9 protein-coding genes are annotated in these 12910 nt (G+C 73.8%); 6 read left to right on the top strand and 3 right to left on the bottom strand.

The annotated features are described in order from the left end of the window. Positions 1–18: 18 nt before the first annotated feature. The 5 genes from infB to ACGRHY_RS06670 all read left to right on the top strand — a co-directional run bounded on the left by infB (position 19) and on the right by ACGRHY_RS06670 (position 6210). The gene (gene infB / locus ACGRHY_RS06690) at positions 19–3045 is read left to right on the top strand and encodes a translation initiation factor IF-2 (protein ID WP_394634474.1); all 3027 of its coding nucleotides are present in this window, start codon (positions 19–21) and stop codon (positions 3043–3045) included. Positions 3046–3224: 179 nt separating this feature from the next. Continuing rightward, a complete protein-coding gene (locus ACGRHY_RS06685) occupies positions 3225–3518 on the top strand; it encodes a DUF503 domain-containing protein (protein WP_394634473.1) in 294 nt (97 codons plus the stop codon). A gap of 66 nt (positions 3519–3584) precedes the next feature. Then, entirely contained in the window at positions 3585–4082 is a 498-nt protein-coding gene (gene rbfA, locus ACGRHY_RS06680; protein WP_394634472.1) for a 30S ribosome-binding factor RbfA, read from the top strand. Between the two features lie 3 nt (positions 4083–4085). Further along, positions 4086–4991 (top strand): tRNA pseudouridine(55) synthase TruB, encoded by a 906-nt coding sequence (gene truB, locus ACGRHY_RS06675; RefSeq protein WP_394634471.1) that lies wholly within the window; start codon positions 4086–4088, stop codon positions 4989–4991. Between the two features lie 280 nt (positions 4992–5271). Beyond that, a complete protein-coding gene (locus ACGRHY_RS06670; RefSeq protein WP_394634470.1) occupies positions 5272–6210 on the top strand; it encodes a bifunctional riboflavin kinase/FAD synthetase in 939 nt (312 codons plus the stop codon). Positions 6211–6320: 110 nt separating this feature from the next. On the opposite strand, the gene ACGRHY_RS06665 is transcribed toward ACGRHY_RS06670, so the two are convergent. The 3 genes from ACGRHY_RS06665 to eccE form a co-directional block, all read right to left on the bottom strand. Further along, complete coding sequence (locus tag ACGRHY_RS06665) at positions 6321–8876, bottom strand: SCO5717 family growth-regulating ATPase (protein ID WP_394634469.1); 2556 nt, start codon at positions 8874–8876, stop codon at positions 6321–6323. A 265-nt stretch (positions 8877–9141) separates the two neighbouring features. Then, positions 9142–9879 (bottom strand): hypothetical protein, encoded by a 738-nt coding sequence (locus tag ACGRHY_RS06660; RefSeq protein ID WP_394634468.1) that lies wholly within the window; start codon positions 9877–9879, stop codon positions 9142–9144. Beyond that, positions 9879–11201: a type VII secretion protein EccE gene (gene eccE / locus ACGRHY_RS06655; RefSeq protein ID WP_394634467.1), complete on the bottom strand. Its 1323-nt coding sequence runs from the start codon at positions 11199–11201 to the stop codon at positions 9879–9881. Before eccE ends, ACGRHY_RS06660 begins: the two co-directional genes overlap by 1 nt. A 191-nt stretch (positions 11202–11392) precedes the next feature. On the opposite strand from eccE, the gene eccB reads away from it, so the two are divergent. Then, positions 11393–12904, top strand: a complete 1512-nt coding sequence (eccB, locus tag ACGRHY_RS06650) for a type VII secretion protein EccB (RefSeq protein WP_394634466.1) — start codon at positions 11393–11395, stop codon at positions 12902–12904. The last annotated feature ends 6 nt before the right edge of the window (positions 12905–12910 follow it).

The following is a 12910-nucleotide window of genomic DNA, read 5'->3' as shown; positions in this document are numbered from 1 at the left end:
CGGACCGTAAGGAGCGAAGTGGCTAAGGTCCGGGTATACGAGCTCGCCAAGGAGCTTGGAGTCGAGAGCAAGGTCGTCATGGCCAAGCTCCAGGAACTCGGTGAATTCGTCCGTTCGGCGTCCTCGACGATCGAGGCGCCGGTGGTACGCAAACTGACCGACGCGTTCGACGCGGGCAACGGCGCCGGAGGCGCCAAGAAGTCCGCGGCGAAGCCCGCCGCCCCCCGCAAGGCGGCCCCCAAGCCGGGCGCCCCGAAGCCGGGTGCCTCCGCACCCCGCCCGGGTGCCCCCAAGCCCGGCGCGCCCAAGCCCCCGGCCCCCGCGGCCGAGGCACCCAGGAGCGCGCCCCAGAAGAACGTCCCGGGTCCGGCGCCCGCCAGGGGCGGCCCGACCCCCGGACCGCGTCCGGCCCCGGCCAAGCCGACCCCGGCCAAGCCGGGCCCGGCGCAGCCCCCGGCCCCGGCCAAGCCCGAGTTCACCGCGCCGCCGTCCGGCCAGGGCGCGCCGCGTCCGGGTGCCCCCAAGCCGGGCGGTCGTCCCGCCCCGGCGGGCCAGGACCGCCGCGGTCCCGGCGGTCCCAAGCCGGGTGGTCCCAAGCCGGGCGCCCGTCCGTCCGGCCCGCGTCCGGGCAACAACCCCTTCACCTCCGGCGGCTCCACCGGCATGGCGCGCCCGCAGGCGCCCCGTCCGGGCGGCGCCCCGCGTCCCGGCGGCCCCGGCGCCCCGGGCGGTCCGCGTCCCGGAGCCGGCCAGGGCGGTCCCCGTCAGCAGGCTCCCGGCGGCGGCCGTCCCAGCCCCGGCAACATGCCGCGTCCGCAGGGCGGCCAGGGCGGCGCGGCGGGTCCGCGTCCGGGCGGCAACCGCCCGAACCCGGGCATGATGCCGCAGCGTCCGGCCGCGGGTCCGCGTCCGGGCCCCGGCGGTCGCGGTCCCGGCGGCGGCGCGGGCCGTCCCGGTGGCGGCGGCGGCCGTCCCGGTTTCGGCGGCCGCCCCGGCGGCGGTGGCGGTCGTCCCGGTGGTGGCGGCGGCTTCGCCGGCCGTCCCGGCGGTGGTGGCGGCGGCTTCGGTGGCCGTCCCGGTTTCGGCGGCCGCCCCGGCGGTCCCGGTGGCCGCGGCGGCACGCAGGGCGCCTTCGGCCGTCCCGGCGGTCCGGCGCGACGCGGCCGCAAGTCGAAGCGGCAGAGGCGCCAGGAGTACGAGGCCATGCAGGCCCCGTCCATCGGCGGCGTGATGCTGCCGCGCGGCAAGGGCGAGACCGTCCGGCTGTCGCGCGGTGCGTCGCTCACCGACTTCGCGGAGAAGATCAACGCCAACCCGGCGTCGCTGGTCCAGGTGATGTTCAACCTGGGCGAGATGGTCACCGCGACCCAGTCGGTCTCCGACGAGACGCTTCATCTCCTCGGCGAGGAGATGAACTACGTCGTCCAGATCGTCAGCCCGGAGGAGGAGGACCGCGAACTGCTCGAGTCCTTCGACATCGAGTTCGGCGAGGACGAGGGCGGCGAGGAGGCACTCGTCTCGCGCCCGCCGGTGGTGACCGTCATGGGTCACGTCGACCACGGTAAGACGCGCCTGCTGGACGCGATCCGCAAGACCAACGTCATCGAGGGCGAGGCCGGCGGCATCACCCAGCACATCGGTGCGTACCAGGCCGCCACCGAGGTCAACGGCGAAGACCGGAAGATCACCTTCATCGACACCCCGGGCCACGAGGCGTTCACCGCCATGCGTGCCCGCGGTGCGAAGTCGACCGACATCGCGATCCTGGTGGTGGCGGCCAACGACGGTGTGATGCCCCAGACGGTCGAGGCGCTCAACCACGCCAAGGCGGCCGACGTGCCGATCGTGGTGGCAGTCAACAAGATCGACGTCGAGGGCGCGGACCCGACCAAGGTGCGCGGCCAGCTCACCGAGTACGGGCTCGTGGCCGAGGAGTACGGCGGCGACACCATGTTCGTCGACATCTCCGCCAAGCAGGGCCTGAACATCGACGGGCTGCTGGAGGCCGTGGTCCTGACCGCGGACGCCTCGCTCGACCTGCGGGCCAACCCGGAGCAGGACGCGCAGGGCATCGCGATCGAGGCCCACCTCGACCGCGGCCGCGGCGCGGTGGCCACGGTGCTGGTCCAGCGCGGCACCCTGCGGGTCGGCGACACGGTCGTGGTCGGCGACGCGTACGGCCGCGTCCGGGCGATGCTCGACGACAAGGGCAACAACGTCGGGGAGGCAGGTCCGGCGACCCCGGTCCTGGTGCTGGGCCTGACCAGCGTCCCCGGCGCGGGCGACAACTTCCTGGTGGTCGACGAGGACCGCACGGCCCGGCAGATCGCCGAGAAGCGCGCCGCCCGCGAGCGCAACGCCGCCTTCGCCAAGCGCACCCGCAGGGTCTCCCTGGAGGACCTGGACAAGGTGCTCAAGGCCGGCGAGGTGCAGCAGCTCAACCTCATCATCAAGGGCGACGCGTCCGGTTCGGTCGAGGCCCTGGAGTCCTCGCTGCTCCAGCTCGACGTGGGCGAGGAGGTCGACCTGCGCATCCTGCACCGCGGCGTGGGTGCGGTCACCGAGACCGACATCGACCTGGCGACCGGCTCCGACGCCATCGTCATCGGCTTCAACGTGCGCGCCGAGGGGCGTGCCACGCAGATGGCCGAGCGCGAGGGCGTGGACGTCCGCTACTACTCGGTCATCTACCAGGTGATCGAGGAGATCGAGGCTGCCCTCAAGGGCATGCTCAAGCCGGAGTACGAGGAGGTCGAGCTGGGCACGGCGGAGATCCGCGAGGTCTTCCGCTCCTCCAAGCTCGGCAACATCGCGGGTGTCATCATCCGCTCCGGCGAGGTCAGGCGGAACACCAAGGCCCGCCTCATCCGCGACGGCAAGGTCGTGGCGGAGAACCTCAACATCGAGGGTCTGCGCCGCTTCAAGGACGACGTCACCGAGATCCGCGAAGGCTTCGAGGGCGGTATCAACCTCGGAAACTTCAACGACATCAAGGTCGACGACGTCATCGCGACGTACGAGATGCGGGAGAAGCCCCGCGCCTGACCCCCGCCGGTGGGTGCCACCGGTGAACGGCCACGGAGCCTCCCGCCCCGGCGGGAGGCTCCCGGCCGTTATATGCGTCGATCAACGGGAACCGTTGCGTGTACGGTTTCCCGTGTCCTGCCGGGAGTCGGCAGGGCTTCGCCCCACGAGGCCCCACGGGTCGGCTGGACCCGCACCCCATGTACGTAGGCACAATCTCGTTCGACCTGCTGCTCGGCGACGTACGGTCGCTGAAGGAGAAGAGGTCGGTCGTCCGCCCGATCATCGCGGAGCTGCAGCGCAAGTACACGGTGAGCGTCGCGGAGGTCGGGGAGCAGAACATCCACCGCAGGGCCCTGATCGGCCTCGCGACGGTCTCCGGGGACGCCGGGCACGTCTCGGACGTGCTCGACCGGTGCGAGCGGCTGGTGGCCGCCCGGCCGGAGGTGGAGCTGCTGTCGGTGCGGCGGCGGTTCCACGGGGACGAGGACTGACCGCGTCCGGTGCGCAGCCCCGACCGGACCCGAACCGAACGATCCGAAACAGAAGGAAGCAGACACATGACCGACACCGCGCGGGCACGCAAACTGGCCGACCGCATCCGGGTCGTGGTCGCGGAGACCCTCCAGCGGCGGATCAAGGACCCGCGGCTCGGCTATGTGACGATCACCGACACCCGGGTCACCGGCGACCTGCGGGAGGCGACCGTCTTCTACACGGTCTACGGGGACGACGAGGAGCGGGCGGCCTCCGCCGCGGCACTGGAGAGCGCCAAGGGCGTGCTGCGCTCGGAGGTCGGGCGGCAGACCGGCGTGCGCTTCACGCCGTCGCTGACGTTCGTCCCGGACGCCCTCCCGGAGAACGCCCGCACCATCGACGACCTGCTGGCCAGGGCCAGGGCGTCGGACGCCCAGGTGCGGCAGGCGTCCTCGGGCGCCACGTACGCGGGCGAGCCCGACCCCTACCGCAAGCCCGTACACGAGGAGGACGCCGAGGAGGCGGACGGCGCCCGGGGCTCGGCGGATTCCGGGGGCGGGACGGACGGCGGGGACGCCTGACCCGTGGCACGCAAAGGAACCCAGGAGCCCGGCGGGCTGGTCGTCGTCGACAAGCCCGCGGGCTTCACCTCGCACGACGTGGTCGCCAGGATGCGCGGCATCGCCCGCACCCGCCGGGTCGGGCACGCCGGCACGCTGGACCCGATGGCCACCGGCGTCCTCGTCCTGGGCATCGAGAAGGCGACCCGGCTGCTGGGGCATCTGGCGCTGACGGAGAAGGAGTACGTCGGCACCATCCGCCTCGGCCAGAACACCGTCACCGACGACGCGGAGGGCGAGACCACCTCCTCCGCACCGGCGGACGGCATCGCGCGCGAGGCGATCGACGACGGCGTCGCCAAGCTGACCGGCGACATCCTCCAGATCCCCTCGAAGGTCAGTGCGATCAAGGTCGACGGCAGGCGGTCCTACGCCCGGGTGCGCGAGGGCGAGGAGGTGGAGCTGGCCGCCCGGCCGGTCACCGTCTCCTCCTTCACCGTGCACGACGTCCAGCACGGGGGTGCCGAGGACGGCACCCCCGTGCTGGACCTGCTGGTCTCCGTCGTCTGCTCCTCCGGTACCTACATCCGGGCGCTCGCCCGCGATCTGGGTGCCGGGCTGGGGGTCGGCGGCCACCTCACGGCACTGCGCCGAACCCGGGTCGGCCCGTACGGCCTGGACGCGGCGCGCACCCTGGAGCAGCACCAGGAGTCGCTGGCCGTCATGCCCGTCGGCGAGGCGGCCGCGGCCGCCTTCCCGCGCTGGGACGTGGACGAACGCCGGGCGAGGCTGCTGGCCAACGGCGTGCGGATCGCCATGCCGCCGTCCGGCCGTCCCGGGCCGGTCGCGGTCTTCGGGCCGGAGGACCGCTTCCTCGCGCTGGTCGAGGAACAGGAGGGCAGAGCCAGGAGCCTGGCCGTCTTCGCCTGACCGGGCCCGGCCGGGCCCGGTGGGGCGGTACGCACCGTGGGTGCGGGCGCCGGATGCGGCACCCGCACCCACGATCCCCCTCCTGTGTGCATCCGGTTCTCTGTCCACTTACGGACCCGGAATCACCCCACCTGGCGGGCGCGCGGAGTGAATCACGGCGCGCACCGGGGCGCTTTCCGGTGGGAGCCTTACGGCGCGGGTCCCCGTGCGAACGCGGCGGGGGGACATGGCACCCTTGGACCCGGCACCATCCACTGGCATTCGGCGAGGAGCGGGCACTGTGCAGCGCTGGCGTGGCTTGGAGGACATCCCCGAGGACTGGGGGCGCAGCGTCGTCACCATCGGCTCCTACGACGGGGTGCACCGCGGGCACCAGTTGATCATCGGCAGGGCGGTCGGTCGCGCCCGCGAGCTGGGCGTACCGGCTGTCGTCGTCACCTTCGACCCGCACCCCAGCGAGGTCGTGCGGCCCGGCAGCCACCCGCCGATGCTCGCCCCGCACCACCGGCGCGCGGAACTGATGGCCGAACTGGGCGTGGACGCGGTCCTGGTCCTGCCCTTCACCGAGGAGTTCTCGAAGCTGTCGCCGGCCGAGTTCGTGGTGAAGGTGCTGGTCGACCGACTCCACGCCCGCACCGTCGTCGAGGGCCCCAACTTCCGTTTCGGCCACCGGGCGGCCGGCACCGTGGAGACCCTGGCCGAGCTGGGCCGGACGTACGACTACGACGTGATGGTCGTCGACCTGTTCGAGCGCGGGCAGGCGGGCGGCGGCGAGCCGTTCTCCTCCACCCTCATCCGCCGCCTGGTCGCCGAGGGCGACGTGGTGGGAGCCGCCGAGGTGCTGGGCCGGCCGCACCGGGTGGAGGGCGTCGTCGTCCGAGGCGCGCAGCGCGGACGGGAGATGGGCTATCCGACGGCCAACGTCGAGACACTGCCGCACACCGCGATCCCCGCGGACGGCGTCTACGCCGGGTGGCTGGTGGTGGAGGGTGAGCCGATGCCCGCCGCGATCTCCGTCGGCACCAACCCGCAGTTCGAAGGAACCGAGCGGACGGTGGAGGCGTACGCCATCGACCGCGTGGACCTCGACCTCTACGGGCTCCATGTCGCGGTGGACTTCCTGGCCTACATCCGCGGGCAGGAGAGGTTCGACACGCTGGACGGGCTGCTGGAGCGGATGGCCGAGGACGTGCGGGTGGCGAAGGAACTGCTGGGCTGAGCGTCCCGGCCCGCTTACGGCGGACGGGCGGACGAACGGGCCCGCCGGCCCGAGCCCCTCGGGGGCTCGGGCCGGCGGGCCCGTTCACGTTCCGCGACGGCGCGCCGCCGTCACCGCTCCGGCTGCTGCCACTGCGCACCGGGCACGGGCGGCCCCGCGGCGCCGGGCGGCTGCTGGTGGGGGTGCGGCTGGTAGGGACCGGCCTGGGCCTGGCCGGGCTGACCAGGGTGGCCGTGCGGGCCCGGATACGGCTGGTGGCCGGGCTGCGGCGGCTGCTGCCGGGGGTACGGCTGGGGCTGTCCGTACGGCTGCTGGGGGTGCGGCTGCGGCGGGTGGGCCTGTGGCTGCTGCTGGTGGCCGGGGTGTACCTGGCCGGGCTGCGGCGGCTGCTGGGGCCGGCCGGGGATGGGCGGCGCGGTCAGCGGCGGGTTCCCGCCGGGCGACCACAGGCCCTGCTCCTGCTGGTGGCGTGAGAAGTCCTCGGCGATCAGGGCGGCGAGGTTGAAGTACGCCTCGCGCGTCCTGGGCCGCATCATGTCCAGATCCAGCTCCGCGCCCGCCGAGAGGTGCTCGTCGAAGGGGACGACCACCACATCGCGGCAGCGTGTCTTGAAGTGCGCCACGATGTCGTCCACTTTGATCATCTTGCCGGTCTCGCGGACCCCGGAGATGACCGTGACGCTGCGCTGCACCAGATCGCCGTAACCGTGCGCGGAGAGCCAGTCCAGCGTCGTACTGGCGCTGCTGGCACCGTCCACGGACGGAGTGGAGATGACGATCAGCTGGTCGGCGAGGTCGAGGACGCCGCGCATCGCGCTGTAGAGCAGGCCGGTGCCCGAGTCGGTGAGGATGATCGGGTACTGCTGACCCAGCACGCCGATGACGCGGCGGTAGTCCTCGTCGTTGAAGGTCGTCGAGATCGCCGGGTCGACGTCGTTGGCGAGGATCTCCAGGCCGGACAGCGCCTGCGAGGTGAACCGGCGGATGTCCATGTAGCTGTTGAGGTACGGGATCGCCGTCACCAGATCGCGGATCGTCGCACCCGTCTCGCGCCGTACCCGGCGGCCGAGCGTACCCGCGTCCGGGTTGGCGTCGATCGCGATGACTTTGTCCTGCCGCTCGCTGGCGAGCGTCGCGCCGAGCGCCGTGGTCGTCGTCGTCTTGCCGACGCCGCCCTTGAGGCTGATCACCGCGATGCGGTAGCAGGACAGCACCGGGGTGCGGATGAGATCGAGCTTGCGCTGCCGCTCGGCCTCCTCCTTCCTGGCCCCGATGCGGAAGCGGGAGCCGCCGCGGTTGCTCTGCGGGCGGGGCTTCTTCTTCTGGTTCAGCAGGCGTTCGGAGGACAGTTCAACCGACGCGGTGTACCCGAGCGCGCCGGGCCGGCTCGGAGGCTGCTGACGGGGGTCGGGCCAGGCGGAGCCGGCACGAGGATCCTGCGGCTGCGGCTGCGGGCCGGGCGCGGAGGGCTGGGCGGGAGGCAGCGGTTGGGAGGGACCGGTCTGGGGCGCGGCGGGTGGCCGGGGGAAGCCGTAACCCCCCTGCGGGGCAGGCGGGCCGGGGGCTGCCGGCGGCTGCGGCTGGGGGAAGCCGTAGCCGTCCTGGGAAGCGGGCTCCGGGGGCGGCATGGGGACTTTGGCCTGACCGGCCGCGGGTCCGGGGGGCGGACCGGGCTGCTGCACCGGCGGCTGTGGGAAGCCGTGACCGCCCTCCGGTGCGGGCGGGTCGGGCGCGTTCGCGGGCTGCGGCCGGGGGAAGCCGTAACCCCCCTGCGGGGCAGGCGGGCCGGGTGCTGCCGGCGGCTGCGGCTGGGGGTGTGCCGACGGCTGCGGAAGGTGGTAACCGTCCTGCGGCACGGGCGGGCCTGGCGCAGCCGGGTCCGGTGCGCCGGCCGGAGGAGCGGCGGGCTGGAAGTGCGGCGGCAGAGGGGGCAGTCCGACCGGTGCCCCGCCCTCCGGAGCGGTCTGCCACGATGGCTGCGCAGGGGCCTGCGGAGCGGAGTGATGCGGCTCACCGGCGGCTCCGGGCCCGGCGGGCCCGTCGGCCAGCCCGGGTTCCTCACCCGTCTCGCCCTGGGACCGTGGCCGGGCCTCGGAGTCGGCGGACGGCGCCGAGGCCGGGGGCGCCTCATCGCGGGGGAGTGTGCCACCGGACGGCTCGCCGTCCGTGTTCTCCGCCCGGTCGTCCCCGCCCCCGGCGGGCTCCTCCTCCGCCTGCTGTTCGGCGATCTCCCGGCGCAGCGCGGCGGAGGAGAAACGCATGGTCGCGTCGGTGACGGGGCCGTCGCCGGCGGAGTGCTCCGCCTGCCGGCCGTCCTGCCCGTCCCGTCCGTTCCCACCGCTGTCGACGGCCCCCGGTTCCGGGCCGGTCCGAGGTTCACCGGACTCCTCCCGGGCGACTGCCGCCGGGGCCCCGTGCGGCGTCGCAGGGGGGAAGGCGGGAGGCGTACCGGCACCGGTGCCCGCGTCCGTCCCGTCCGCTCCCGCCGCGTCCCCGGAGTCACCGGAAGCGGCCGGCGGCTGCGGGGCGGGGTCGGCGTTCCGCGTGTACCAGGCGGGCGGCGTGTAGTCGATGGTGAACTCGCCTGTGGCATCGAGTTCGTCCTTGGGCAGGTCGTCGCCGGGTTCGATCCCGTCGACGCGGATCTCGTCCCGGTCGCTGTTCACAATGCCTCCTGCTGATCTGGTCGAGCATCCCGGTCGAACCGCGCGGACCGCTCCCTGCCGACGGGCGGACCCGGCCACCGGCTCCCCCGCCGCCGCGGCCTCCGGCATGTTTCCTCGGAATGTCCTGCCGCGCGCATGTCCACCCTAGTCGCCACGGGCGCCGAAACGGCATGCCCCAGTCCTGTCCCGCTCGGACAACGGACCGGTGACGGGACGACAGACGGCGGGCGGGCGACGGTGGAGGCGGTGCAGGAGGCGGCGGACGTCAGTCCAGCCGCCGGGCCACGCCCAGCAGCCCCGTCTCGGCGTCGGTGGGCCGGGTCAGCACGAACCGCCTGTCCCGGCCCGCGCACCACAGCGTCACACCGTCGGCGAGCGTGGACAGCGCCTCGGCCTCCTGCCGGGACAGGGAGAGGATCCTGCCCACCTGCCGCGCCTCCTCGGGGGAGACCTGCTGGACTCCGGTGAGCGAGGCGCCTCTGAGCAGCCGGGGGGCCACCGGGCTCAGATACGGAAGCAGCGTCAGCACCGACTGCCAGGGACCCGAGGAGACCCGGCCGCGCGGCGGTTTCATCCCGCAGTCCCGGATCACCACCACCGGCGAGACGGCCGTGGCGCCCAGCGGCGGAACCCGGCCGACGTCGTGGAGCGTCATGCACTGCTGGTCGCCGCCCGCGGCCCGGGCCAGACTCGTCCACGCCTGGGGCCGCCCGGTCTCGACGGCCACCCGCGCGCCCGTGCCCGCCGCACGCAGCGACAGCACCTGAGCCGTCCACAGACCGCCGATCAGCACCACGTCGTAGGGGGCCGGATGGTGGAGGCCGATGACGGCCGGACGGTCCTCGACGTCGACTCCCGCCACCACTCCGTCGTCACCGACCGGCAGGGCGAGCGCGTCCAACTGCTCCACGGACAGGACATGACGGGCCGTCCGCGGCCCGCGCAGTCCGAATCCCAGACGGGGACGTGCGGCCATGCGCACCGAGTCGGCGGATCCGGACATCAGCGTGTCCCTCCCAGCGGCAGTGTCGCCAGCACCCCGGGCACCTGCTCGCGGTCCAGCCGGGCGATCCCGACGTGGTGCTCCCGTGCCAGCCGCTCCAGTACATGCCGGGCGGTGACCAGTTCGGCGTCACTGCGGGCGGTGATGCGCACATGTCCGCGTATCGCGGCCGAACGGCTCCCGCCCCGGCTCAGGGTCAGGCCGAAGGTGGTGGCCAGGGCGGGCAGCCCCGTCAGCGACGCCACCAGCGACGGCAGCGGAGCGGCCCCCGGCCCCAGCTCGGGCCAGCGTGCCACCGAGTACGTGGTGTGCCAGCGGTCGTCGCACCGCCAGGCACGGGCCTTCTCCTCGGTGCGCCGTGCGGGGACGGAGTCGGGACGCCCGGCCCGCGCCGTGGCCGCCGGACTCGCCCCGGCCGACGTCGCCAGCGCGGTGACCAGCTCCTGTTCCGGCAGCAGCGTCGCCCGGAACCCCGCGCCGGCCAGCCGGCTCGCCAACTGGTCCGCGGCGCGAACCAGGCAGCGCTGCGCGCCCTCCAGGCCGTCCCCGCGCGCCCGGACCGCCTCCCGGCACAGCTCCGGGTCGAGTTTGAGGGCCACCCAGGTCACACGTACGGCCGGTGCGCCGCACGAAGCCTGGAGGGGGCCGTAACTGGAGGCGGCCACCGACTGCGCCGGCAGATGCGGCGCCGGGGCGGGCCGGGTGTACTGCACCGCCTGCACCGACTCCAGCCGGATGCCGTCCACCTCCAGGGCGTCGGAGAGCAGCCGCAGCGGCAGGGGCCGCTCGTCGGGGCCGGAGCGCAGAGCGGAGAGGCGGGGCTCGACGCGCAGCACGGCCGTCAGGAACGTGCCGTCCCCCACCATGCCGACGCCGCGCCGTTCGCGGTCGACGTAGGTGAGGCTGCGCAGGGCCGGATCGCACTCGACGGCCGGGGCCAGGCCCGGGTCGGTGCCCGGCGGCAGCGCCTCGGCGGCGGCCCGCCGCCTGCGACGGCGCAGAGCCATGACGGTGCCCAGCCACTCCGGGAGCGGACGGCCGCGCCGCCGCAGCACCGTCAGGAGCAGCAGGGCGACGGCCACCACGGCCGCCGGGATCACCAGGACCTCGTGCACGGCGGCCGCGGCCAGCACTCCCGCCGCGGCCAGCTCGGCCAGAACCAGCTGGTGCAGCCGGAGCGGCCCCAGGCCTCGGCGGCGTGCCTCGGCGCGCGGTGTGGCCGAGCGCACCGGATGCGGCCTCGCGGGCTCGGGGTGTGCGCCGTCCGGCGCCGGGCTGTCGGGCGCGGACGTGGCGGTCCGGGCCCGCGTGGCGGTCCCCATCCCCTGTGAATCCCCTTGTGTCCGTAATCGCCCTGAGACTCCAGGGCGTTGGTCGGGCGATCACCCTACCGGAGCAGCGAGCGCCGATCGCCAACGGGCATAGTAGGGGCCCGGTCCGACAGAAGGCAGTAGTGGCGGGCTCCGGAACCCCGGGGGACACCGGGCCCACCAGCGGGGAGAAGCAGCGAGAGATGGCATCACGGCGGGACGAGCTCAACGCCTACACCTTCGCCAAGAAGCGGCTGGTCTCGGCGTTCCTCCAGCCCACACCGACCGGTACCGAGGAGGGGGCGCCGCGCCCGCTGCGCGCGGTGCTCCCCGGGCTGGTCATCGGGGCCGTGGTCCTGGCGGGTTTCGGGGCCTGGGGGATGTTCAAACCCAAGGCACCCAAGGGCTGGGACAACCCCGGCGAGAAGGTCATCATCGGCAGCGAGTCCACCACCCGGTACGTCGTCCTCGAGACCAGGGGGAAGAAGCAGCTCCACCCGGTGCTCAACCTGGCCTCCGCGAAACTCCTGCTGGACCCCGGCAAGTTCGGGATCGTCGAGGTCGAGGAGAAGGTCCTCGACAGCGGGAGGATCCCGCACGGCGCCACCCTCGGCATCCCCTACGCCCCCGACCGGCTGCCCGGCAAGGAGGACGCGACGAAGGGCAAGCGCTGGGCCGTGTGCGTCCAGCCCGGCGACGACGGCGTACAGAAGGCGGTCTTCGTCCTCGCCGACCGGGACGAGAAGCGGGTCGAGGGGAAGAACCGGCTGCGCGGCGGTCAGGTGATGTACGTCAGGGACCCCGGCAAGGGCCTCCACATCATCGACGCGCAGGGCACCGCGTACCCCATCGAGGCGGACGACACTCTGCTGCGCACCGTCGTCGGCAACACACGCCCCCAGGACGTCACCGGTGACTGGCTCAAGACCTTCAGGCAGGGCGACCCGATCCTGTTCCCCGAGGGGATCGGGGGGACGGGCACCCCGGCCGGCGCCCCGGGTGACCTGGACGCCGAGGCCAACCGGGTCGGCATGGTGCTGCGCGCCCCCTCCGGAACCGGCCACCAGCACTACGTGGTGCTCAGGGGCCAGACCAGGCCGGTCACCGACTTCATGGCCAAGCTGCTGCTCAACAGTCCGCAGGCCACCCCGCTCGGCCAGCAGGGCAAGGCCCGGGAGGTCAGCGCCGGCGCCATCCGGCCCGAGAGCACCTTCTACGGGAACAGCCGGAACTGGCCCGGGGCGGAACCGAGCGCGGTCAACCGGGCGGACAGCGGCCGGGACGCCCTGTGCAACGTGCTGCGCGGCGTCGACGAGAAGAAGGGCACCACGACGCTCAGCACCTGGGCGGGCGAGGAATACCCGGCCACTCTCCCCAACGGGGCCACCAGCGCCTACGTGACCCCCGGATCGGGCCTGCTCTTCCGCCAGGTCACAGGGCGGGACACCGGCTCCGGTGGCGTCTTCCTGGTGACCGACACCGGTCTGCGCTACGCGGTGCAGGCGAACACCGACAGCGGCCACGACGAGTCCGGGATCGGCACGGACGGCAGGAAGAAGGACCCGGCGCAGAGCGTCCGGGAGGGCAACCAGGCGCAGATCATGCTCGGTTACCAGGGCGTCCGGCCGGTCCCGGTGCCCGCCGCCTGGTCGGGCTTCCTGCCCACCGGGCCGAGGCTGAGCACGAACGCGGCGAAGCAGCCGCAGGGTTCCTGAGCCGGG

It is taken from the genome of Streptomyces shinuiensis (assembly GCF_043660855.1).
In the GTDB taxonomy this organism is placed as follows: domain Bacteria; phylum Actinomycetota; class Actinomycetes; order Streptomycetales; family Streptomycetaceae; genus Streptomyces.
The sequence above is the reverse complement of the archived record's forward strand: the minus strand, read 5'-3'. Positions and strand labels throughout refer to the sequence as shown.